The sequence below is a fragment of the Roseicyclus marinus genome, assembly GCF_036322625.1.
In the GTDB taxonomy this organism is placed as follows: domain Bacteria; phylum Pseudomonadota; class Alphaproteobacteria; order Rhodobacterales; family Rhodobacteraceae; genus Roseicyclus; species Roseicyclus marinus_A.
Genome location: NZ_AP027266.1, coordinates 809,826 through 831,133 on the forward strand (window position 1 = coordinate 809,826; position 21,308 = coordinate 831,133).

Sequence of the window (21,308 nt, forward strand, 5' to 3'; positions counted from 1 at the left end):
TGAGCTTACCGGAGGCGCGACAGGAACCCGGCCAGATCGTCGGTGTGATGCTCGATGAAATCCGCCGGTTCGGGCGCGGGGGCGACATGGATCGTGCGCAGCCCCATGGCATGGGGCACGGCCAGGTTGCGCGGATCATCCTCGAACATCGCGGCCCGCGTCGCGGTCAGGCCATCGGCGGCAAAGACCGTCTCATAGGCCGCGCGTTCCGGTTTCGGGATCAGGCCTGCGTGTTCCACCCCGTAGATCGCGTCGAACAGCCCATCGAGGCCGCGATGCGCGATCACCCGTTCGGCATAGGGCCTGGTGCCGTTGGTATAGACGATCTTGCGCCCGGGCAGCGCCGCGATGGCCTCGGCCAGCGCCGCATCCGGGGCGAGAACGGTGAAATCGATGTCATGCACCTCTTCGAGATAGGGGCCGGGATCGACCCCGTGGTGGCGCATCAGGCCCGCAAGCGTCGTCCCATGGTCGCGCCAGTAGCGGTGGCGCAGCCGATCCGCCTCGGGCTGGTCGACGCCGAGCGCCCGCATCACCCAATCCGTCATGCGGATGTTGATCTGGTCAAACAGCGCCATCTCAGGCGGATAGAGCGTGTTGTCGAGGTCAAAGACCCAGGTCTCGACATGGGCAAAGCCCGGCAGGGCGGCGGGGGCGTGATATGTCTGGCTCATGCGCCATGGCCTAGGGCCGCGCGGCGCGCGCCGCAAGTCTGGACAGGGGCGGGATCACCCCCTAGCGTCCTGCGGCATACGAAAGGATACCGCACCCATGGCCATGCGACCCGCCCCCGATCCGCACAAGGATGCCTATGCCCTGATCCTCGATGCGATAGACCAGGGCATCTACCGCCCAGGCGACCGGCTGGTGGAATCGGAACTGGCCGACCGTTTCGGGGTAAGCCGCACGCCGATCCGCGAGGCGCTCCAGCGGCTGGAAACCCAAAGCCTGCTGACCCGCGACGGACGGTCGCTGATCGTCGCCTCGCTCGATCATGCGCAGATGGCCGAGCTATATGCCGTCCGCCAGGAGCTGGAGGGGCTGGCGGCCCGGCTTGCGGCCCAGCATGCCGCCATCGAGGAGATCGAGGTTCTGCGCGGCATGGTCGAGGCCGATCACGCGCTTCTGGGCGATCCCCAGGCGCTGGCGCGCGCGAACCGCCGTTTCCACCACCAGATCCACCTGGCCAGCCACAACCGGTTTCTCGTCCAGCAACTGGATCTCGTCTACCGCTCCATGGCGCTGATGGCGCGCACCTCTCTGGCGGCGCAGGGGCGCGGGCAAAAGGCGCTCGCCGAACATGCCGAGATCGTGGAGGCCATCGCCGCCCGGGACGGTGCGCGCGCGGCCCAAGCGCTCAAGGATCACCTGTCGATCGCCTTCGTGGTGCGTCTGAAGGAAGAGGCCCAGAAGGTCGAGGGATGAGATCCGTATCCGGATCCGGGGCTGCCGCGCCGCCGAATTTCCCATGCTCCGTCTTGTCCCAGAGAAATGGCCGCCAGATCATGTCCGCCAGTGCCTTCCAGGCTGAGAGCGTGGCGAGCAGGAAATAGAGTTCGATCAAGAGGATCGCGGGTCGCAGATGGCGCAGGTGCGGCGCAGCCGTCGCTTGCAGGGTAACGGCGATCGACAAGACCGAGCTGGCCACGAAAGCTGTCCCCAACACACCATATCCCGTCGGACCGACAATCGCGTCGAGCGGATGGGCCTGGCCAAAGGGCTTGATCATCAACGACCACAGGAGCGGTGCGACGAGAAAACCCGCCACCGCCCCGAGAATCTGCACCTGAAGCGCGAGAAACCGGATCGGGCCCAGATCGCGCCAAAGGGATCGAGGCGCGCGCATCGCCGTCGCCCATGTCATCAGGTAGCCCTTTTGCCACCGCGCGCGTTGCCGGATCCAGGGCAGGATTGCGGCATTCGCCTCCTCGTAGGTCGTGGTCTCGAGAATCTCGGTCCGGTATCCGCTGCGGGCGAGCCTCAGGCCCAGCTCCGCATCCTCGGTCACGTTATGGGCATCCCAGCAGCCGACGGCGATCAAAACGTCCCGGCGCAGGAATTGTGTCGTGCCCCCAAGCGGCACGACCAGTCCCATGTGCTGGACACCCGGCAGCATGACCCGGAACCAGCTGGCATATTCGAGGGCGAACAGGCGCGACAGGAGGTTGTGGCGGGCATTGAAGTAATCGAGCCGTCCCTGAAGACAGGCGACATCGGGGGGGCATGTGGCAAAGCGGCGGGCGACCTTGTCGATCTGGTCGGGTTCCGGTCGATCTTCGGCATCATAAACCCCGATGATCTCGCCACGGGCGAAGGGCAGGGCGAAATTCAGCGCGCGCGGCTTGGTCCGCGGCGTCCCCGGGGGCACGGTGAGCACCCGCCATGTCGGCGGAAGACACGTGTCGGCCAGCGCCTTGTGCGTGGTTGTGTCATCAAGCTCGGTGATCAGCAGCACGTCGAGCAATTCGGGCGGATAGTCGAGGCGCGACAGATGCGACACCAGTGTCGCCGCGATATCCTGTTCGCGATAGAGGGGCACGAGAAGCAAGACGACAGGTTGACGTGTCAGGGGGGCGGGATCCGGCGATGTCACCAAGGTCTGCTTGGCACGCCGTGCTGCCGCGAATGCGGCGATCTTGAGCGTCATGTTGCCTGCAAAGACGAGCAGGGCGACCGAGAACAAGACGGCTGTCAGGATGTTCGGGAACACCATGGCTGAAAGAACAATACAGATCGCAAACAACAGCGCCCAACGCTTGGCCATCGCCGCGCGCCAGGTGCGGCAACTTGAATTCCGGGGCGCCTGACCCTCTGCCGTCCGGGCGAGGGATTGGCCGTAGAGCGCGACCTGCGCCATCGTGATCTGCGCGCGCGGGGCAAGGGTGACCACGGTGTGCAGGTCCCGCTGCCATGCCGAGGGCAGCGCGGAAACCGGGCCGGAACCCGGCAGGATGGCAAGCCGATCCGCTTGGGCCTTTGTCGCGGCTCGGATGGCCTCCGCATTTTCGGGTCTTGAGGTCGCGACCACCAGGATTGGTCCCGCGCGCCGGATCGGCACACAGTTCAGCGCCAGCGCGTCGTGCGGGTCGAGATACCGTGCAAGCGCAGGATCGGGGCGGGAAAGGGACAGATCGACCTGACCAAGACCGTGGCATTCCGCCTGTGCGGCAATCAGGTCGGGTTCGGAAACGAAGCCGCGCGCAAGCAGGACCTCCCCAAGATCGGCCCCCGTCGTGGCGCGCAGCCGTTCCGCGGTCGACATATCCACCGCCGGGACCGCGCCACGCAGCATCAAGAGCGCCGGAAGCCTGTCATGCGCGCGGTGTGCGGTGGTCAGCCGACGCTCAAGACGTGCCCGTGTCGAGTGAGGGGGATGGCTTGTGTCCGGTGCAGGACTGCGGGCCTGCTGCGGCCATGCCGCATGCTCCGTGGTCGGGGATGCACCCCGCATCTCGATATGTTCCATCCGCACGTGCCCCTGGCGGCCAATGACAAGCAGCATCAGGACGTCCGGCGCGGCTGGTACACCTTCGGTCGCCGTCAGGATGGGGCAGTTTGGTTAAGGGACGGTTAATCCGCACCCGCCTTGGTCGTGGCGGGTGCAAGGGACCGGATCAGGCTGCCCCGCGTGCCCGGATGGCTTCGGCGAAGCGTTCGAACAGGTAGAAACTGTCCTGCGGGCCGGGGCTGGCCTCGGGGTGGTATTGCACCGAATAGACGGGACGGTCCGCCATGCGGATCCCGCAATTCGAGCCGTCGAACAGGCTCACATGGGTTTCGATCACGCCCTTGGGCAGGGTCTGGCTGTCCACGGTAAAGCCATGGTTCATCGAGGTGATCTCGACCTTGCCGCTTTCCAGATCCTTGACCGGGTGGTTGGCGCCATGGTGGCCGTGGTTCATCTTGACGGTCTTGGCCCCCAGCGCCAGCGCCAGCATCTGGTGGCCGAGGCAGATGCCGAAGATCGGCAGATCGGCCTTGAGCACGCCCTGGATCATGGGAACGGCATAGGTGCCGGTCGCGGCCGGATCGCCGGGGCCGTTGGACAGGAAGACGCCGTCGGGGTTCTGGGCCAGCACCTCTTCGGCGGTGGTGGTCGCGGGCATCACGGTCACGTCGCAGCCCACGGAGGCAAGGCAGCGCAGGATGTTGCGCTTGGCGCCATAGTCGATGGCCACGACCTTGGGGGCGGGACCTTCGCGGCGGGTATAGCCGTCGGGCCAGGCCCACCGCTTTTCATCCCAACGATAGGATTGCGCGCAGGTGACCCCCTTGGCGAGGTCGAGGCCGACAAGCCCCGGAAAGCCGCGCGCGGCCTGAACCAGCGCCTCGATGTCGAAATTGCCCTCCGGGTCATGGGCGAGCGCCACATGGGGCGCGCCCTGCTGACGGATGGCGCGGGTCAGGCGGCGGGTGTCGACGCCGCCCATCCCGATGCGGCCCGTCTTTTCCAGCCAGGACACCAGATCGCCGGTCGCGCGCCAGTTCGACGGCTCGGTCGGGTCCCATTTCACGATCATGCCTTCGGCCACGGGATCGCCGGTTTCGTCATCCTCGGGGGTGACGCCGGTATTGCCGATATGGGGGAAGGTGAAGGTCACGATCTGCCCGGCATAGGACGGGTCGGTCATGATCTCCTGGTAGCCGGTCATGGCGGTGTTGAAGCACAGCTCGGCCACGCGCATCCCCGTCGCGCCGAAGCCGCGCCCATAGAACAACGTACCATCGGCAAGTGCGAGACAGGCGGTGGGTTTTGCGGGCATGGCGGCAGCTCCGTGCAGGGGTCCGGGCAAATTGGGCGTGGTCTAAGGGGGGCGCGGGGTCGGGTCAAGGCGGTGCAGGGGGTGTTGTTGCCGCGCCCTGTCTGTCCTATCTGTCCCGCTTGGACACATCGTGGGGGTTGTCATGGGTATGGATCTGAGGGAACGGATCGGCGCGGGCCTGAAAGCGGCCATGCGCGACAAGGATGCCGCGCGGCTCAGCACGCTGCGGCTGATCAATGCCGCGATCAAGGATCAGGACATCGCGCTGCGCGGCGAAGGCCGGGCCGATGGCGTGGACGAGGCGGGTGTGCTCGCGATCCTCGGCAAGATGGTCAAGCAGCGCCAGGAAAGCGCGCGCGCCTACGAGGAAGGCGGACGGCTCGAACTGGCCGAAAAGGAGCGCGCGGAAATCGGCGTGATCGAGGAATACCTGCCGCGCCAATTGTCCGCCGAAGAGGTCGAGGCCGCGGTCACCCGCGCCATTGCCGATACCGGCGCTGCGGGCCTGCGCGACATGGGCCGCGTCATGGCGGCGCTCAAGGAAAAATACACCGGCCAGATGGATTTCGGCGCCGTGGGCCCGATGGTGAAGGCGCGGCTGGCCTGAGCACCGATCGGGCTTGGTCAAATGCAAAGGGGCGCATCCGGCATGGGTGCGCCCCTTTTTTCGTGCGTCTTTGCCGCGCGCCCCGCGTCAGGCAGCGCGCAGGGCGCGTTCCAGCGTGTCCTTGAGCCCCACGCGCTCGGGCGGGGTCAGGAAGGCGCCCAGTTCCACCTCCCTGTCGCCGCCCTGCAGCGTCAGGTATTGCGGCACCGGCCCGCCGCGCGCGTGCAGCACGACGCGGACCCAGTAGGGATTGGCCTCCCAGTCGCGGGGCGGGCGGCGCGGTTCGTGCCGTTCCAGCCGGATCAGGTCATCCCAGACCACGACTTCCTCGTAGATGTCATGGTCGCGCCAGTTGCGTTTGAGCGCGGCCCAGATGCCCCAGACCGCCGCCCCCAGAAAGGGCAGGAGCGCCCAGAACACGGCAGTGCCGAGGATGGCGAACAGCGGCACCGAGATCAGCGCCGCCGTCAGCCCGATGAACCAGACGAATCCCTCGGGCGTCAGCGATTTGTGCGGCCTGAGCGTCAGGCGCAGCCGGGGTGTTCCGTGCCCCTCACGGAAAAGGGCCCCGGTTTTGTCCGGGGCCCCGTTCAGGTTTTCGATCTCTACCGGCATGGCCCTGTCAGTGATGCGGCTGACGGTCCCACATCTCGCGCGTCGGAAGCTCTTCGAAGGTGTGCTCCGGCGGCGGGTTGGGCAGGGTCCATTCCAGCGTGTCGGCATGTTCGCCCCAATAGGCGTTTTCCTCGATCTTCTTGCCGGCGCGCAGCGTGTAGAAGACGATGCCGATGAAAAGCAGGAACGAGGCGAAGGAGATGAACGCGCCGATCGAGCTGACGTAGTTCCAGAGCGCGAAAGCGTCCGGGTAGTCGATGTAGCGGCGCGGCATGCCCTGACGGCCCAGGAAGTGCTGCGGGAAGAAGGTCAGGTTGGTGCCGATGAAGAACATCCAGAAATGCACCTTGCCCATCAGCTCGGGATACTGGCGGCCCGACATCTTGCCGATCCAGTAGTAGATGCCCGCGAAGATGCCGAAAACGGCGCCCAGCGACATCACGTAGTGGAAGTGGGCCACGACGTAATAGGTGTCGTGATAGGCCCGGTCCACGCCTGCCTGGCTCAGGATGATGCCGGTCACACCCCCCAGCGTGAACAGGAAGATGAAGCCCACGGCAAAGAGCATCGGCGTCTTGAAGCTGATCGAGCCCTGCCACATCGTGGCGATCCAGCTGAAGATCTTGATGCCCGTGGGCACCGCGATCACCATGGTTGCGACCATGAAATAGGCCTGCTGGGTCAGGGTCATGCCGACCGTGTACATGTGGTGCGCCCACACGACGAAGCCCAGGCCCCCGATGGCGACCAGCGCGTAGACCATCGGCAGGTAGCCGAAGATCGGCTTCTTGGAGAAGGTCGAGACGATATGGCTGATCACGCCGAAGGCCGGCAGGATCACGATGTAGACCTCGGGGTGGCCGAAGAACCAGAAGATGTGCTGGAACAGGACCGGGTCACCGCCGCCCGACACGTCGAAGAAGGCCGTGCCGAAGTTGCGGTCGGTCAGAAGCATGGTGATCGCGCCCGCCAGAACCGGCAGCGACAGAAGCAGCAGCCAGGCGGTGACGAAGATCGACCAGGCAAAGAGCGGCACCTTGTGCAGCGTCATGCCCGGTGCGCGCATGTTCAGGAAGGTCGTGATGATGTTGATCGAGCCGAGGATCGAGGACGCCCCCGAAACGTGCACGGCGAAGATCGCGAAATCGACCGCGCGGCTGGTGGGCGCATCCTGCCACGAGAGCGGCGGGTAGAAGGTCCAGCCGGGGCCTGCGCCGCCATCGATGAACACCGCGCAGAAAGCCAGCGCCGTGCCCGCGACATACAGCCAGTAGGACAGGTTGTTCAGACGCGGAAACGCCATGTCCGGCGCGCCGATCATCAGCGGCATGAAATAGTTGCCGAAGCCGCCGAACAGCGCGGGAATCACCACGAAGAACATCATCAGAACGCCGTGGCCCGTGATCATCACGTTCCACAGGTGCCCGTCCGGGGTACATTCACCCTCGGCGGCCGCAGAAAGCACCCGCGCGCCTTCGGCGCACATGTACTGGACGCCCGGTTCCATCAACTCCATCCGCATGTAGACGGTGAAGATGACCGAGATCAGACCCACGATACCTGCAGTGAACAGGTAGAGGATCCCGATATCCTTGTGGTTTGTGGACATGAACCACCGGGTGAAGAAACCCGGGCGTTCGTGGTCATGCCCCGAAATGGCGGCGTCTGCCATGTGAAACTCCTGTCTGTCGCTCGTCGCACGGCAGCCAGGCTAGTGCCGGATGGCTGCGCGCGCGTTCCATGATGACCTTCTAGGGCGATCCTGTCAGTGCCGCAATGTTGCTGGCGTCAATCAGCCGCGCCGGGGGGTGAGGAAAATTGTCTCAGATCAAGGCGCGCGGAAACCATTCGTGCCGACCAGAAGGATCAGCTTTCGCGCTCTTCGCCGAAAACCGCGTCGAACGCACCGCGCAGCGCAACATCGAGGTCGTCCATCGTCACCGGCAGGCCCAGATCGATCAGGCTCGTGACGCCATGGCCGGTGATTCCGCAGGGCACGATCCCGTCGAAATGGGACAGGTCCGGGTCGAGATTGATCGACAGCCCGTGAAAGCTGATCCATCTGCGCAGGCGCACGCCGATGGCCGCGATCTTGTCCTCGCGCGGGGTGCCGTCGGGCAGGGGGGGCTTGTCGGGTCGCGCGACCCAGACGCCGACACGGCCCGCGCGCACCTCTCCCGTGACGTTGAAACTGGCGAGCGTCGTGATCACCCAAGCCTCGAGCGCGGCGACGAAGGCGCGCACGTCGCGCCCGCGCGTGTTCAGGTCGAGCATCACGTAGACCACGCGCTGGCCCGGCCCGTGATACGTATATTGCCCGCCGCGCCGGGTTTCGAAGATCGGGAAACGGTCGGGATCCTTGAGATCGGACAGCTTGGCCGAGGTTCCGGCCGTATAGAGCGGGGGGTGTTCCAGAAGCCAGATCGCCTCGGGCGCTTCGCCGCGCGCGATGGCATCGGCGCGCGCCTCCATCCAGGCGACGGCCTCCGCATAGGCGACCGGGCTGTCCGAGATGATCCATTCGACCATGTGGCACCTGTTCTCAGCGCGGCAGAAGGCCCGCATCCCTCAGGGCGGTCATATGCGAGCGCGAGGCGGGAATGTCACGTCCCGTCGTCATCGTGAGAATGGCGCGATCCCCCTCGCGGCGCACGGCGCGGACGGCATCGATGGCGATCCAATGCGAGCGGTGGACCTGCAGGCCCGGCGTGGGCGCCGTTTCCCGGATCGCATCGGCAAGCCGCATCAGGAGCATCGTCTCGCCCCGCGTCGTGCGGATGCGGACATAATGATCCTCGACCGACAGCGCGATGAGCGGCCCGCGTTTGTCGAGCGGCAGACGGTCCATCAGGATGGGTTGGGTTTCGACTGGGCCGGCAGGCGCTGTCGCCTGTCCCTGCAGTTGTAAGAGCAAGCTGGCGATGGCGGCCACAAGAAAGATGGATGCGATGATGGGCATCATGCCGTCATCTTGGGGCCATAGCCCCAGAAGCACCCCGTTCAGCACGCTCACCAGACCCGTGACCGCGCATGCCGTCGCCATGGCCACGCCTGCGAGCCGGATCGCCCGACCCCGCGCGGCAAGACGGGGCCGCAGCCAGATGTCGATGGCGGTTCCCGTCGCATAGGTGCTGATCACCACGATCCCCCAATAGCCTGCGCGCGCGGTAAGCGTCAGGCTTTCGAGCGTGCCGAAGGGACCGGCCAGCACCAGGAGCGCCACGGCCCCGGCCAGACCCGACAGGGTCATCGGTCGCCCAAGATGGGCCCGCAACTCACGAAGCGCGGATGACGGCGGGCGGTCAGTCACGAAGTCCATCCGTTTCTTGCGAAGGCGCGCTGGCACGGCGGCGCGCGGTCAGAACAGGAGGGTGCCAAAGCCATGCCGCGCTCACAAGCCGTTGCGCAGCTGACACAGGGAAAGACCCGATGACCGCTTCCGAACTCGCCGCCTTGCCGCTTGCCGTGCATCTGCATCTGTGGCCCGCCCTCGGCGCGCTGGTGCTTGGTCCCTTTGCCCTGACCCGGCGTCGCCGCGACATCTGGCACAAGGGGGCGGGATATCTCTGGGTCGGGTTGATGGCGCTCACGGCGGGCAGCGCCTTGTGGATCGAGGCGGCGGTCCTGCCCATCGGCTATGGATTTGGTCCCATTCACGCGCTGTCGGTGCTGGTGTTCTATGGTTTGTGGCGCGGCGTTTTCGCGGCGCGCGCGGGCGATGTGGCGACCCATTCCGGCTGGATGCGCGCGCTTTACTGGCAGGCGCTGATCATCGCGGGCAGCTTCACGCTCTTGCCGGGACGGACGCTCAACACGCTGCTTTTCCCGGAGCGTCCCATGCTTGGGGTGGTCGTGATCTGTGGCGTCGGCTTGGCCCTTTCGATGCGTTTCATGCGCCTGCGGTCCGTGCGGCGCTTGGTCGGGTGATGTTCCAGACCTTGCCCACCCCGCCTGCGTGACGGGGCGGGTTTTCCTGACCCTGCGGCATTTTTGCCTCGGGTTTCGGACGAGCTGTGCTAGCTTCATGCCCGATAAGGGCCCCGCTGCCGCATTTTGGGCCTGTACCGTGACCTGGAGGGACAAACATGATCGCACGTTTCCTGACCTCGGCCAGCCTTGTTGCTGCGCTTGCGCTTGTGCCGGCCAAGCGGGCCGAGGCCGATGCCGCCGAATTTCTCGGCGGTGCCATCATCGGCGGGGTGATCGCCCATGCCTTGACGCAGGGCAACCGCAACACGACGCGGACGACGACCACGACACGGGTCGTGCGCCCCGGCATCCCGGCCACCCAGCAGGGGCGCGAAACCCAGCTCGCGCTGAACTATTTCGGTTTCAACGCCGGGACCGTGGACGGACAGGTCGGCAACGGGACGCGCGCCGCCATCGAACGCTTCCAGCGCGCGATGGGCTATCCGGTCAATGGGCGCGAGTTTTCGAGCTACCAGTTCGATTACCTGATGGATGCCTATTACTGGGGCCAGAACGGGGGCGCGCAGCAGACCGGGCTGGCCGGTCAGCCGCTGCTCTTCGCCTATCGGGACAGCCGCGAGGGGCGGACCCTGCCTGCGGCAGCCCCCCAACCCTTTGCCCCGCAGCCTTTCGCGCCGCAGCCGCCCGCGACGACCGTCATCGTCAATCCGCAGCCTGCAGCCCCGGTTCCCGCGCCCGGTGTGCTGGCGGCCACGGCACCGGCGGTCCCGAATCTCTTTGCCAATGCCGCGCCCACGGCCTCGCTGGCCAATACCTGCAATGGCGTGATGCTTCAGACCTCGACGAATGGCGGCTATGTCACCCTGGCCAACCTGAGCGATCCCGATTTCGCGCTGAGCGAACAATTCTGCGTCGCGCGGACCTATGCCATGGCACAGGGCGAGCAGCTGATGCAGGCCATCGCGGGGCTGTCTCCGGCGCAGATCAGCGACCAATGCGGCCAGTTCACGCAATTGTTCGCCACCCAGATCGACCAGGCCTCCCTGATGCCGCAGGCGCAGCTGATGCCGCAAGTGACGACTGTCGCGCTGGGCACGGGCATTCCGCCCGCCGATCTGGTGGCCACCGCGCGGGTCTGCCTGTCGGTCGGCTATGCACAGGACAACATGCGCATGGCGGTGGGATCGGTCCTTGCCCTCGCCGCGATGGGCGAAGTCGCCTATGGCGAACTGCTGGGCCACCACCTGCGCGAAGGGTTCGGCACGACCACGCGGCCCGATCTTGCCCAGCAATGGTACAATGCCAGCCTGAGCGCGGTGGAACAGGGCGCGCAGCCCGCCTTCATGCCCGGCCAGCCCGAGCGCACCCAGCTGTTGCGTGCTGCCACGGCGCGGATGCAGGGGGGTGGTGCGATGCCCATGCCCGTGCCCGCGGCCCAGCCGGTTCCGGTTCCGGTGCCCGTCCCGGTTCCCGTTCCGAGCAGCAGCATCACGCAGTGATCCCACGCTGACCCTTGGCTTTGTCCGGCCCCCTTTTCAGGCCGGGCAAAGTTTGTTGTGGGCCGGATGCGAAAAATCGCGTCACACCCTCTTCACAAGCCCGAAACGCTCGGCTAAACGCCTGCCACTACCTGATCACGTGCGGTCGTGGCGGAATTGGTAGACGCGCAGCGTTGAGGTCGCTGTGGGGTAACTCCCGTGGAAGTTCGAGTCTTCTCGACCGCACCAATCAGGCCTTAAGGCCATGCCGGACGGCCCCGGCCTTTCTCCCGTGACACCGACGCCAAGCTATGGTTAGTCGCCTCCGACCATTCAGCGGAGGAGGGCGGTCATGCGGTTCATGCGGATCGGTACGGCAGGGGCGGAACGCCCCGCCATCTTGGATGCAGCAGGCGTTGCGCGCGATATCTCGACCATCGTGCCCGATATCGGGCCCGAGACGATCGCGGATCTTGGCGCAAGGCTTGCCGGCGTCGATCTGTCGACCCTTCCCGCGCTCGACATGGCGGGGCAGCGCATCGGGTCCCCCATCGCGCGGCCGCGCAACATCTGGTGCATCGGGTTGAATTATTCGGACCATGCCGCCGAAGCGGGGATGCCCGTGCCCTCCGAACCCATCGTCTTCAGCAAGCCGGGGAGCGCGCTTTGCGGGCCGAATGACCCGATCCTGACTTCGCCCGGCATGACCAAGATCGACTGGGAGGTGGAACTGGGCATCGTGATCGGCGCGCCCGCGCTCGACATCGCGCCGGGGACGGCGATGGATCATGTCTTTGGCTATGTCGCGGCCAATGACGTGTCCGAACGCGCCTGGCAGATCGAGCGCGGCGGCCAGTGGATGAAGGGCAAGAGCTATCCAAATTTCTGCCCCTGCGGCCCGTGGCTTGTCACCCGGGACGAGATCGCCGATCCGCAGGCGCTGGGGATGGAATTGTCGGTCAACGGGGCGGTCATGCAAAAGGGCACGACCGCGACGATGATTTTCGGCGTCGCCCATATCGTCGAATACCTGAGCCAATTCGCCCTGCTCGAGCCGGGCGACCTGATCGTCACGGGCACGCCGCCGGGCGTGGGCATGGGCCAAAAGCCGCCGCGCTACCTTGCCAATGGCGATGTGGTGGAATTGTCCATCGACGGCCTTGGCGCGCAGCGTTCGGAGGTCAGGGCGCGCGTCTAGTCGCCTTTAGCCGGACGTGGCGGCGGCCCTCTGCGGGTCGCCGCGAACACCGGCGTCAAAGCGGTGTGGCGACCCCTGCGGCCTGCAGATCGTGCAGGCGGGCATAGGCCCCGTTTTTGGCCATCAGATCGGCGTGGCGCCCCTCTTCGATCACGCGGCCCCGGTCGAGCACGACGATCTTGTCGGCGTCGCGGATCGTGGACAGGCGATGCGCGATCACCAGAGTCGTGCGACCCTCGGCAAGGCGGGCCAAGGCTTCCTGCACCAGCTGTTCGGACCGCGCGTCGAGCGCCGAGGTCGGTTCGTCGAGCAACAGGATCGGTGCCGCCTTGAGCATGGCGCGCGCAATCGCCACGCGCTGGCGCTGCCCCCCCGACAGGGCGGAGCCGCGCGGCCCGACGGGCGAATCGAGGCCTTGCGGCAGGTTGTCGGCGAATTCGAGGACCGATGCCGCCTCGGCGGCGGCGCGCACCTCGGCCTCGGTCGCGTCGAGACGGCCAAGACGGATGTTCTGTGCGATACTGGCATCGAACAGCGCGGTTTCCTGCCCGACGACGGCGATGGCATCGCGCAATCCGTCCAGCCCAAGCCGGCGCAGCTCGGTGCCGCCGATGGTGATTGCCCCGGCATCGGGGTCGATCAGCCGCGTCAGGAGGCCGAAAACCGTGGTCTTGCCCGCGCCCGACGGGCCGACCAGCGCCGTGGTCTGGCCAGCCGCAGCTGTCAGGCTCAGACCTTGCAGGACGGGCAGGCCGTCATAGCCGAAGCGCACATCCTCGAACCGGATGTCGCCTCGCGGCACAGGCTGCGGATCGCTGGGCGGCAGGATCGTCGGGCGCGCTTCGAGCACGGCGTAAAGCCGGTCGAGCGAGGCGATCCCGGCCTGGATCTGCCCCGCGATGTTCGACAGCCGCCGGAGCGGATCGAACAGGAGGGCCAGCGCGGTGAAAAAGGACATGAATTCGCCCACGGTCTTTTCGCCCGCGACGATCTGGCCGCCCCCGAAATAGAGCACCGCGACGAACCCTGCCGCCGAGATCACGTCGATCATCGCCGGATTGGCCGCAAGCCCGCGCTGCGAGCGGACCGCCTGCCGCAAGAAGGCCTTGACCTCTTCGCCGAAGCGGCCGGTTTCATGGGCTTCCAGCCGGTTCAGCTTGATCGACTGGATGCCGTGGAACATCTCGTCGAGCTGGGTGGAAAGCCGCGCTGCGGCCTCGCGGCTGGCGGTGGCGGTCTTGCGGATATAGCCCTGGATGGCCATGATCGGCAGCACCAGAAGCGGCAGGCCGATCAGCGCCAGAAGCGTCCAGACCCAGTCATTGGTCAGCATCACCGTCAGGAGCGAGACCAGCGTGATCGTGTCCCGCCCCAGCGACATGACGGTGGAGGAGGCAAGCCCCTGCAGCGCCAGCGTGTCGCCCCGCACCCGTTCGATCAGGGCACCGGGCGGGTTGTCGCGGAAATAGCCGATGTCGAGCGCCAGAAGATGGGTCACGAGGCGCGATTGCAGCTCTGTCGTGACCTTGAGGCCGATCGTCACGATGATCAGGCGCTGGGCAAAGCCCGCGATGGCGCGCGCCACGAAGATCAGCGCGATGGCCAGCGCGATCCAGCCCACCCCATCCATGCTGCCCGCGCCGAACATGTCGTCGAAAAGCGGCTGGACCATGTAGGCCAGAACGCCGAGCGTCGCGCCCTCGATGGTCATCAGCACGGCGGCCACGAGCAAGCGGGGCAAGTGCGCGCGCACGTGATCGTGCCACAGACGCCCCAACAGGTGACGGGCCTTGGCCTCGGGGTGGGCGGAGGTGGAGACGGCGGTCGGCAGGGTGCGGCTCCGCAGGCGGTGCAAGGTGTCGAGCCCGTGGCTTACGCGATGGATGCGGGGCAGACAAGCGGCGGGCATCACGCTATGAGCGGTCCGACCCTGCAACGAGGAGGACAGGAAACCATGCCCAAGGGCTATATCATCGGCCATATCACCGTGAACGATCCCGAAGCCTACAAGGAATACGTGGAACGCGACACGCCGATCCTTCTGGGTCTGGGCGGGCAGTTCATCGTGCGCGGCGGACAGGCGCAGGTGATGGAGGGCGAGACCCTCATGCGCCATGTCGTGATCGAATTCCCGAGCTACGCGGCGGCGCTTGCGGCCTATAACGATCCCGCCTACCAGGAGGTGGCCGACATCCGTCGCCGCACGGCCGACAGCGTGATCCTCGTCGTCGAAGGCGTCTGAGACGGCGACAGGCGCAGTGTCGTGGCGGAATTGGGGCAGGGCGCAAGGCCGGTCCCCAAAATGCCCAGATCGGTTCGCATTGCTGCCCGAGACCTTACCTAGACCTTACCAGGCAGGGTAGAGTCACAAAGGGTATGTAAATGTCCGCACCATTCCGCCACGAATTCTTAACCACGCCGCGCGCGCTGGCGCGTGACCCCTCCACCGGGCCCGAAGCGGCCGGGCTGGAGGCCACGGGCTTTGTCGCGGGAACGCGGATCGCCACGCCCATGGGCTATGTCGCGGTCGAACGGCTCCGGGCTGGCGACAGCGTTCTGACGGCGGATGGACGGCATGCCACGATCCTTTGGTCAGGGGCGAGCCAGATGCCGGGACAGGGCGCCTTTGCGCCGGTCCTGATCGAGACGGGCGTCATGGACAACATCCGGCCGCTGCGCGTCGGACAGGGGCATCTTGTCCGGTTCGAGGGCTGGCAGGCCGAGCTTCTCTTCGATACCGGGGCCGTTCTGGCCAGCGCGCGGAGTTTCGTGGACGGGGCAGGCATCCGGATCGACGACAGCGCCGAGACGGTCACCTATATCCACCTGATGCTGGAGCGCCACGAGATCATCCTGGCCGAGAACGTGGCTTGCGAAACGCTGCGGCCCGGTGCGGAAACGGCCTTGTTGCTTGCAGGGCTTGCGGCCTGCGCCGAGGCTTTCGAACACCCGGCCTTGCCGATGGTCGATGCGCCCCTGCCGTCCGAGGCGGCCTTGCCCGTTCTGTCGGAGCGGGAGGAACGGCTGCTGCGCGCGGCCTGAGCACAGGGGCGGGCGGGACGGGTTATCCCAGAATCCAGATCCAGGCCGAGGCGGCCAGCACGGTCAGGGCCGTGCCGATGAGGATCGAAGAGGCCACGACCCGCCGCGCCGCGCCATACATGTCGGCGAAGATGTAGGTGTTCACGCCCGGCGCCATGGCCGCCGTGATCACCGCGGCGCGCAGCTGCCCCTGCGAGAGATTGCCGATCGTGCTGCCCATGGCAAAGGCGATGGCCGGATGCAGCACGAGCGAGATGGCGCAGATCATCGCGATCACGCCCGCGTCGCCTTCGGGCTTGTAGCGGTAGAGCACACCGCCAAGGCCGAAGAGCGCTGCGGGCAGCGCAGCCCGGATCATCAGGGCGAGCGCGTCATCGACGACGCCCGGAATGGGCAGGCCCGAGAGGTTCACGACAAAGCCAAGCCCGATGCCGATCATCAGCGCATTGCTGAAGATCCCCTTGAGCACCCGTGTGGCAAGCCGGGGCCCGCCCGCTTCGGCCCGGACGATTTCCATCGTGATGATCCCGAGCAGGTAGCAAAAGGGCGCATGCAGCGCGATGATCGCGTAATTCGGCCCAAGGCTGTCGATGCCATAGGCGCTTTCCCCGATGGCCAGGCCCAGAAGGACGGAATTGGCCATGAGGCCGCAAAAGCCGATCACCACGCTGTCGATCATCGGGCGGCGAAAGATCAGCCTTGCGCCGAGCATCCCCACGAAAAAGCTGATGGTGGAGCCGGTATAATAGCTGACCAGAAGCGACAGGTCGAAATCCGCCCCCAGATCCAGCGTCGCGATGGCCGAGAAGAGCAGGCAGGGAATGGCGAATTTCTGGGTGAAGACCATCAGCCCGTCGACGGCGCTGTCGGCGAAAAGCCGGGCCCAGACCGCAAGGTAGCCCGCGCCCACGACCAGAAAGACGGGCACGACGATGGCAAGGATATCGAGCAATCGCTCAGACCTCGTAGGTGAGGGTCAGGCCGTCATGGGCGGGCGTGACGTGATCGGGGGTTTCGGCGGCGACGGTCGCGTAATCGAGGTCGATATGCATGTTCGTCAGCACGGCGCGGCGGGGTTTCGCACGCGCGATCCATTCGAGCGAGCGGTCCAGATGCGCGTGGCTGGGATGGGGCGTGCGGCGCAGCGCGTCGAGGATCCAGCAATCGAGACCCTCAAGCACCGCCCAGGCCGGATCGGGGATGTCGGAGACATCGGGCAGGTAGGCCAGGTCGCCGATGCGAAAGCCGAGCGCGTCGATATTGCCGTGTTCCACCTCGAACGGGGTCAGGGTGATCGCCCCGCCCTTGCCCGTGATCGTCACATCGCCCTCGATCGCGTTCAGGTCGAGGATCGGGGGATAGGCGGAATTGGGCGGTTGCACGAAGGCATAGCCGAAGCGGTTCAGAAGGTCGTTCTGGGTCGGGCCATCGGCCCAGACCGGCAGGCGGCGGCGCATGTTGAAGACGATCATGCGCAGATCGTCGATCCCGTGGACGTGATCGGCATGGGCATGGGTGAAGACGACGGCGTCAAGCTCGCCGATCCCGGCATCCAGAAGCTGGGCGCGCAGATCGGGGGAGGCGTCGATCAGAACGGCGGTTTCGCCCGCCGTATCGCGCCGCCGGATCAGGAGCGAACAGCGCCGCCGGGCGTTTTTGGGATTGGTCGGATCGCAATCGCCCCAATGCCCGCCCAGACGCGGCACACCGCCCGAAGACCCGCAGCCGAGGATGGTGAAGCTCAGTTGGGCCATGGGTCAGGCGGCCTTTGCCCAAGCGGCGGCTTTCCAGAACAGCCGGTCGAAATTGGTCGAGGTGGCCGCCGCGAAATCCGCGTAATCGAGGCCGAAGACCTCGGCGCCGACGCGTGCGGTATGGGCGGTATAGGCCGGTTCGTTGCGCTTGCCGCGATGGGGCGGCGGCGCGAGATAGGGGCTGTCGGTTTCCAGCAAGATGCGCTCGAGCGGTGCTGCTGCAAAGATCGCGCGCAACTCGGCGCTTTTGGGAAAGGCGGCGATGCCCGACATGGACAGATAGAAGCCGAGGTCGAGCGCGGCGCGCGCCAGTTCCGCGCTCGAGGAAAAGCAGTGCATCACGCAGCTATAGGGGCCTGCGCGATATTCCTCGGTCAGGATGCGGGCCATGTCGTCATCGGCGTCGCGGGCATGGATGATGAGCGGCAGGCCGGTCCGGCGCGCGGCCTCGATATGCAGGCGCAGGCTGTCTTGTTGCAGGGCCTTTGTTTCGGCGGTGTAGTGATAATCGAGCCCGGTTTCGCCGATGCCCACGAATTTCGGATGGCGGGCGAGCTTTTCCAGCTCGTCGAGGGTGGCCATGGGTTCGTCGGCCACGCTCATCGGATGGGTGCCCGCGGCCCAGAACACGGGGCCATGCGTCTCGGCGATGGCGCGGACGTGGGCCGCGTTGCGCAGGCGGGTGCAGATCGTGACCATGCGGGTGACGCCCGCCGCCGTGGCGCGCGCGACGACATCGGGCAGATCGGCGGCGAGGTCGTCGAAATCCAGATGGCAATGGCTGTCGACGATCTGGGGCAGGGGGTCTTGCATGGCGGGCTTTCGCGGGGGTCAGGCCGCGGGAAGCTGTGCGGCGGTCCGGTCGAGGTCGAGGAACATATCGAACGTGAGCGCGGCATGGTCAAGGTTGACCGCCCGCCCGCGCCGCGCCCGTTGGGTCAGGTTGGCCGCAAGATCGGCCCAGAGGCGGGCGGCGACGGGATCGGGGGCAAGGCGGGCCAAGGTTTTCGCCTCGCCCGGAACGATCTCGGTCAGGGGATGGCCGGTGGCCCCTTGCCGGGCAAGGCGGGCCAGCGCGCGGTCAAGGAGCGAGAGCGTCAGGTCAAAGGCCGTCTCGCCGCCCTTGCCGGCCGTGGCCTCCGACAGGCGGAGCGCCAGCGCGCGGTCGAGCCGGGGCAGGCCATCGAGCAGCATGACGAGGTCGCGGTAGAGGCCGAGACCGCCATGGGCGGCAAGGCGCACCGCCTCGCCCACCGAGCCTGCGGCCAGTTCGGCCAAGGCTGCCGCGTTTTCGGGCGGGGTCTGGCCGGCCTGCGCCAGCGCGGCGGTCAGGTCATCGGGCGAGAGCGGGCCGAAGCGCAGGGTCCGGCAACGCGAGCGGATCGTGGGCAAAAGACCCGAGGGGCGGTGCGAGATGAGGAACAGGACCGCGTCGGCGGGCGGTTCCTCCAGCTCCTTGAGGAGCGCATTGGCGGCGGAGGCGTTCATCTCGTCGGCGCTGTCGACGATGACGACGCGGCGGCCGCTGTCGCCTGCGGACATGTGGAAGAAGGATTTGACGCGGCGCACCTCGTCCACGGTGAGCTGCGATTTGAGTTTCTTGGTCTTTTCGTCCCAGGGCCTGCGGATGAGGCAGAGCCCCGGTTCGGAGAGCGCGCGCAGGCGGGCGGCGACGGGGTGGTCGTCGTCGATGTCGAGCGTTTGGGGCGGCGGGGGCGCGCCGAACAGGCTGTCGCCGGTATCGGGGGGCGTGGCCAGAAGAAAGCGGGCGGCGCGCCAGGCGAAGGTGGCTTTGCCCACGCCCTCGGGTCCGGTCAGAAGCCAGCCATGGGGCAGCCGGCCCGAGGTGAAGGCCGCGAGAAACGCCGCCTCGGCCTCGGGCTGGCCGAAGAGCCGCGCGGTCTGGCGCGGGTGCGGCGCACCGTCGAGGCGGTCGGGTTCTGGGAGGGCGTCCTCGGTCATGGCATGGTGGTAGCATGGGGGGAGGGGGCGGAAAACTCGAGTTTTCCGGTTGGGAAATCTGCAGATTTCCCGCGTGAAAAACTGCAGTTTTTCGGGTCAGCGCAGGCGGCGGGCGACGGCGGCCTCGATATCGGTGGCGATGGCGTCGGCGTCGCGGCCCGCATCGATCAGGACGCAGCGGTCGGGATATTCCCCGGCCAGCGCGCGAAAGCCCTCGCGCAAGCGGTGCTGGAAGGCGAGGCCGAAATCCTCGAACCGGTCCTCGCCCGAGCGGCGGGCAAGGCCACGGGTCAGCGCGACCTCGGGGTCCATGTCGAGGATCAGCGTCAGGTCGGGTTCGATGCCGATCACGCGGGCGTGGATGTCATCGACCAGCCCGCGCAGGTCGCCGCGCGTGGCGCCTTGGTAGATGCGGGTCGAATCGGCGAAGCGGTCGGTGATCACGTCGCGCCCTGCCGCCAGCGCCGGGCGGATCGTGCGTTCGAGGTGATCGCGGCGCGCGGCGGTGAACAGGAGGATCTCGGTCTCGGGCGACCAGCGGTCCGGATCGCCTTCGACAAGGAGGCGGCGGATCTCCTCGGCCCCCGGCGCGCCGCCCGGTTCGCGGGTGCGCAAGGGATCGCGGCCAAGATGGGCCAGATGCGCGGCAAGGCGCTGGGCCTGTGTGGATTTGCCCGAACCGTCGATGCCTTCGAGGCTGATGAAGAGCGCGCCCCCCGCGGGCCCCGTGCGCGACATCAGCCGCCCACGAGCGTCGGCGGCGGCCCGATCAGCCGGTGCAGCACATCGCGCGTGGCCGTGCCAAGCCGCGTGCCAATGCCGCCCTGCGCCACATCTTCGGTCGCGAGCAGGGGGATGCGGTGTTCGATGGCATCCGCGCCCTCGCCCATGCGCACGACCAGTTCGCCCAGTTGGTCACCCGCCGAAACGGGCGCGGGGAGGGGCGCGGTATAGGTGATCTCGGCCGCAAGATCGGGCGTGCCGCTGGCGGGCAGGAGCAGCGTCAGATCGCTGGCGGGCGCCATGCCCACATCGGCGGCGGCCCCCATGAAGACGGGCGCGCGGGCCATTTCCGTGCCGCCGGTCACGACCTGGCGTTCGACGAATTGGCGCAGCGCCCAGGTGGTGATGCGCTCGGCCTCCCGCGCGCGGGCCTCGGCGCTGGGCAGGCCGGTGATCACGAAGGTCACCCGGCGCGTGCCCTGCACGGCGGAACCCACGAGCCCGTAGCCCGCCTCGGAGGTGTGGCCGGTCTTGAGCCCGTCGGCCCCGATCCCCAACGACAGAAGCGGGTTGCGGTTGAACCGGTTGGCGGGCGAGCGGTTCTCGTAATCGAATTCGGTTTCGGCGAAATAGCGATAGTATTCGGGATGTTCGGTGATGATGCGCTCGGCCAGGATGCCCAGGTCGCGCATGCTCATCACATGGCCCGGCGCGGGCCAGCCCGAGGCATTCATCAGCGTCGTCTGGTTCATGCCCAGTTCGCGCGCCCGGTCGGTGGCGATGCGCGCCCATCCGGCTTCGGTCCCGTCGGGGCTGAGCGCCTCGGCGAGCGCGACGGAGGCGTCATTGCCCGAGACGATGATCACGCCGCGGATCAGATCCTCGACCGTGGGGCGGTCGGAGGTGTTGAGAAACATGGTCGAGCCGCCAAAGCTCATCGCATGGGCGCTGACCGGCAGGCGCGTGTCGAGCGACAGCCGCCCCTCGTCCAGCGCCTCGAAGGTGGTCAGAAGCACCATGAGCTTGGACATGGAGGCCGGGGGCAGCGGCACCTCGGCGTCATGGGCAAACAGGACCTGGCCGGTGCCGTGATCGATCACATAGGCCGCCGTCGCCTCGGTCTGGTAGGCCTGCGCCAGCGCGGCGCCCGCCCCGAGCGCGAGGGAGAGCGCCACCACGATCCGGGCGGCGCAGGAGGTCAGTCGGGTCAGCGAAAAGGGCATTCCGGGTCCTGTG

Annotated in this window: 21 protein-coding genes and 1 tRNA gene; 8 read left to right on the forward strand and 14 right to left on the reverse strand. The window is 66.9% G+C overall.

Features of this window, described 5'->3' with window-relative positions; all coding sequences use genetic code 11:
- Window positions 1-5 precede the first annotated feature (5 nt).
- Window positions 6-674 carry a pyrimidine 5'-nucleotidase gene (locus AABA51_RS03955; protein WP_338274616.1) on the reverse strand — a complete coding sequence of 223 codons (669 nt, stop codon included), beginning with the start codon at window positions 672-674 and terminating at the stop codon, window positions 6-8.
- A gap of 103 nt (window positions 675-777) precedes the next feature.
- On the opposite strand from AABA51_RS03955, the gene AABA51_RS03960 reads away from it, so the two are divergent.
- Entirely contained in the window at window positions 778-1,425 is a 648-nt protein-coding gene (locus tag AABA51_RS03960; RefSeq protein WP_338276423.1) for a GntR family transcriptional regulator, read from the forward strand.
- Here AABA51_RS03960 and AABA51_RS03965 read toward each other — a convergent pair.
- Window positions 1,358-3,262, reverse strand: a complete 1,905-nt coding sequence (locus AABA51_RS03965; RefSeq protein WP_338276425.1) for a glycosyltransferase family 2 protein — start codon at window positions 3,260-3,262, stop codon at window positions 1,358-1,360. The genes AABA51_RS03960 and AABA51_RS03965 overlap by 68 nt on opposite strands.
- Before the next feature lie 352 nt (window positions 3,263-3,614).
- A complete protein-coding gene (carA, locus tag AABA51_RS03970) occupies window positions 3,615-4,763 on the reverse strand; it encodes a glutamine-hydrolyzing carbamoyl-phosphate synthase small subunit (RefSeq protein ID WP_338274618.1) in 1,149 nt (382 codons plus the stop codon).
- 148 nt (window positions 4,764-4,911) lie between these two features.
- On the opposite strand from carA, the gene AABA51_RS03975 reads away from it, so the two are divergent.
- Window positions 4,912-5,370 carry a GatB/YqeY domain-containing protein gene (locus AABA51_RS03975; protein WP_338276427.1) on the forward strand — a complete coding sequence of 153 codons (459 nt, stop codon included), beginning with the start codon at window positions 4,912-4,914 and terminating at the stop codon, window positions 5,368-5,370.
- A gap of 87 nt (window positions 5,371-5,457) precedes the next feature.
- Here the strand turns inward: AABA51_RS03975 and AABA51_RS03980 are convergent, their stop codons facing one another.
- The 4 genes from AABA51_RS03980 to AABA51_RS03995 form a co-directional block, all read right to left on the reverse strand.
- A complete protein-coding gene (locus tag AABA51_RS03980) occupies window positions 5,458-5,985 on the reverse strand; it encodes a DUF2244 domain-containing protein (protein WP_338274620.1) in 528 nt (175 codons plus the stop codon).
- 7 nt (window positions 5,986-5,992) lie between these two features.
- Entirely contained in the window at window positions 5,993-7,657 is a 1,665-nt protein-coding gene (gene ctaD, locus AABA51_RS03985; protein ID WP_338274623.1) for a cytochrome c oxidase subunit I, read from the reverse strand.
- A 194-nt stretch (window positions 7,658-7,851) separates the two neighbouring features.
- Window positions 7,852-8,514: a lipoyl(octanoyl) transferase LipB gene (lipB, locus tag AABA51_RS03990; protein WP_338274624.1), complete on the reverse strand. Its 663-nt coding sequence runs from the start codon at window positions 8,512-8,514 to the stop codon at window positions 7,852-7,854.
- 13 nt (window positions 8,515-8,527) lie between these two features.
- Window positions 8,528-9,295 (reverse strand): LytTR family DNA-binding domain-containing protein, encoded by a 768-nt coding sequence (locus AABA51_RS03995; RefSeq protein WP_338274627.1) that lies wholly within the window; start codon window positions 9,293-9,295, stop codon window positions 8,528-8,530.
- Window positions 9,296-9,414: 119 nt separating this feature from the next.
- On the opposite strand from AABA51_RS03995, the gene AABA51_RS04000 reads away from it, so the two are divergent.
- The 4 genes from AABA51_RS04000 (at window position 9,415) to AABA51_RS04015 (ending at window position 12,591) form a co-directional block, all read left to right on the forward strand.
- Window positions 9,415-9,912 carry a DUF2306 domain-containing protein gene (locus tag AABA51_RS04000; protein ID WP_338274629.1) on the forward strand — a complete coding sequence of 166 codons (498 nt, stop codon included), beginning with the start codon at window positions 9,415-9,417 and terminating at the stop codon, window positions 9,910-9,912.
- Between the two features lie 158 nt (window positions 9,913-10,070).
- The gene (locus AABA51_RS04005) at window positions 10,071-11,414 is read left to right on the forward strand and encodes a peptidoglycan-binding domain-containing protein (RefSeq protein ID WP_338274631.1); all 1,344 of its coding nucleotides are present in this window, start codon (window positions 10,071-10,073) and stop codon (window positions 11,412-11,414) included.
- A 141-nt stretch (window positions 11,415-11,555) separates the two neighbouring features.
- Window positions 11,556-11,642, forward strand: a tRNA-Leu gene (locus tag AABA51_RS04010).
- Window positions 11,643-11,745: 103 nt separating this feature from the next.
- Entirely contained in the window at window positions 11,746-12,591 is an 846-nt protein-coding gene (locus AABA51_RS04015; RefSeq protein ID WP_338274633.1) for a fumarylacetoacetate hydrolase family protein, read from the forward strand.
- A gap of 55 nt (window positions 12,592-12,646) precedes the next feature.
- Here the strand turns inward: AABA51_RS04015 and AABA51_RS04020 are convergent, their stop codons facing one another.
- On the reverse strand, window positions 12,647-14,500 hold the full coding sequence (locus AABA51_RS04020; protein ID WP_338274635.1) for an ABC transporter ATP-binding protein: 1,854 nt from the start codon (window positions 14,498-14,500) through the stop codon (window positions 12,647-12,649).
- 45 nt (window positions 14,501-14,545) lie between these two features.
- Between AABA51_RS04020 and AABA51_RS04025 the strand changes: the two genes are divergently transcribed.
- On the forward strand, window positions 14,546-14,833 hold the full coding sequence (locus tag AABA51_RS04025; protein WP_338274637.1) for a DUF1330 domain-containing protein: 288 nt from the start codon (window positions 14,546-14,548) through the stop codon (window positions 14,831-14,833).
- Window positions 14,834-14,973: 140 nt separating this feature from the next.
- Window positions 14,974-15,633: a Hint domain-containing protein gene (locus AABA51_RS04030; RefSeq protein WP_338274639.1), complete on the forward strand. Its 660-nt coding sequence runs from the start codon at window positions 14,974-14,976 to the stop codon at window positions 15,631-15,633.
- A gap of 22 nt (window positions 15,634-15,655) precedes the next feature.
- Here the strand turns inward: AABA51_RS04030 and AABA51_RS04035 are convergent, their stop codons facing one another.
- From AABA51_RS04035 to AABA51_RS04060, 6 genes are all read right to left on the reverse strand, one after another.
- Complete coding sequence (locus AABA51_RS04035; RefSeq protein ID WP_338274641.1) at window positions 15,656-16,585, reverse strand: AEC family transporter; 930 nt, start codon at window positions 16,583-16,585, stop codon at window positions 15,656-15,658.
- A 4-nt stretch (window positions 16,586-16,589) separates the two neighbouring features.
- Entirely contained in the window at window positions 16,590-17,387 is a 798-nt protein-coding gene (locus AABA51_RS04040; protein ID WP_338274643.1) for an MBL fold metallo-hydrolase, read from the reverse strand.
- Window positions 17,388-17,390: 3 nt separating this feature from the next.
- Window positions 17,391-18,200, reverse strand: a complete 810-nt coding sequence (locus tag AABA51_RS04045) for a TatD family hydrolase (RefSeq protein ID WP_338274645.1) — start codon at window positions 18,198-18,200, stop codon at window positions 17,391-17,393.
- Window positions 18,201-18,218: 18 nt separating this feature from the next.
- Complete coding sequence (locus AABA51_RS04050) at window positions 18,219-19,349, reverse strand: DNA polymerase III subunit delta' (RefSeq protein WP_338274647.1); 1,131 nt, start codon at window positions 19,347-19,349, stop codon at window positions 18,219-18,221.
- A gap of 96 nt (window positions 19,350-19,445) precedes the next feature.
- Window positions 19,446-20,087, reverse strand: coding sequence for a dTMP kinase (gene tmk / locus AABA51_RS04055; protein ID WP_338274649.1), 642 nt, complete (start codon window positions 20,085-20,087; stop codon window positions 19,446-19,448).
- Window positions 20,087-21,295, reverse strand: a complete 1,209-nt coding sequence (locus AABA51_RS04060) for a D-alanyl-D-alanine carboxypeptidase family protein (protein WP_338274651.1) — start codon at window positions 21,293-21,295, stop codon at window positions 20,087-20,089. The genes tmk and AABA51_RS04060 overlap by 1 nt, the downstream gene beginning before the upstream one ends.
- Window positions 21,296-21,308: the final 13 nt, after the last annotated feature.

What these genes read in the sequence shown, in the direction of transcription:
- AABA51_RS04000 (WP_338274629.1), top strand. Translation starts at nt 9,415, where the DNA reads ATGACCGCTTCCGAACTCGCCGCCTTGCCGCTTGCCGTGCATCTGCAT.
- AABA51_RS04060 (WP_338274651.1), bottom strand. Translation starts at nt 21,295, where the DNA reads ATGCCCTTTTCGCTGACCCGACTGACCTCCTGCGCCGCCCGGATCGTG.
- AABA51_RS04005 (WP_338274631.1), top strand. Translation starts at nt 10,071, where the DNA reads ATGATCGCACGTTTCCTGACCTCGGCCAGCCTTGTTGCTGCGCTTGCG.
- AABA51_RS04015 (WP_338274633.1), top strand. Translation starts at nt 11,746, where the DNA reads ATGCGGTTCATGCGGATCGGTACGGCAGGGGCGGAACGCCCCGCCATC.
- AABA51_RS03955 (WP_338274616.1), bottom strand. Translation starts at nt 674, where the DNA reads ATGAGCCAGACATATCACGCCCCCGCCGCCCTGCCGGGCTTTGCCCAT.
- carA (WP_338274618.1), bottom strand. Translation starts at nt 4,763, where the DNA reads ATGCCCGCAAAACCCACCGCCTGTCTCGCACTTGCCGATGGTACGTTG.
- AABA51_RS04020 (WP_338274635.1), bottom strand. Translation starts at nt 14,500, where the DNA reads ATGCCCGCCGCTTGTCTGCCCCGCATCCATCGCGTAAGCCACGGGCTC.
- lipB (WP_338274624.1), bottom strand. Translation starts at nt 8,514, where the DNA reads ATGGTCGAATGGATCATCTCGGACAGCCCGGTCGCCTATGCGGAGGCC.
- AABA51_RS04040 (WP_338274643.1), bottom strand. Translation starts at nt 17,387, where the DNA reads ATGGCCCAACTGAGCTTCACCATCCTCGGCTGCGGGTCTTCGGGCGGT.
- AABA51_RS04050 (WP_338274647.1), bottom strand. Translation starts at nt 19,349, where the DNA reads ATGACCGAGGACGCCCTCCCAGAACCCGACCGCCTCGACGGTGCGCCG.
- AABA51_RS03965 (WP_338276425.1), bottom strand. Translation starts at nt 3,262, where the DNA reads ATGTCGACCGCGGAACGGCTGCGCGCCACGACGGGGGCCGATCTTGGG.
- AABA51_RS04025 (WP_338274637.1), top strand. Translation starts at nt 14,546, where the DNA reads ATGCCCAAGGGCTATATCATCGGCCATATCACCGTGAACGATCCCGAA.
- AABA51_RS04030 (WP_338274639.1), top strand. Translation starts at nt 14,974, where the DNA reads ATGTCCGCACCATTCCGCCACGAATTCTTAACCACGCCGCGCGCGCTG.
- ctaD (WP_338274623.1), bottom strand. Translation starts at nt 7,657, where the DNA reads ATGGCAGACGCCGCCATTTCGGGGCATGACCACGAACGCCCGGGTTTC.
- tmk (WP_338274649.1), bottom strand. Translation starts at nt 20,087, where the DNA reads ATGTCGCGCACGGGGCCCGCGGGGGGCGCGCTCTTCATCAGCCTCGAA.
- AABA51_RS04045 (WP_338274645.1), bottom strand. Translation starts at nt 18,200, where the DNA reads ATGCAAGACCCCCTGCCCCAGATCGTCGACAGCCATTGCCATCTGGAT.
- AABA51_RS03975 (WP_338276427.1), top strand. Translation starts at nt 4,912, where the DNA reads ATGGATCTGAGGGAACGGATCGGCGCGGGCCTGAAAGCGGCCATGCGC.
- AABA51_RS03980 (WP_338274620.1), bottom strand. Translation starts at nt 5,985, where the DNA reads ATGCCGGTAGAGATCGAAAACCTGAACGGGGCCCCGGACAAAACCGGG.
- AABA51_RS03960 (WP_338276423.1), top strand. Translation starts at nt 778, where the DNA reads ATGCGACCCGCCCCCGATCCGCACAAGGATGCCTATGCCCTGATCCTC.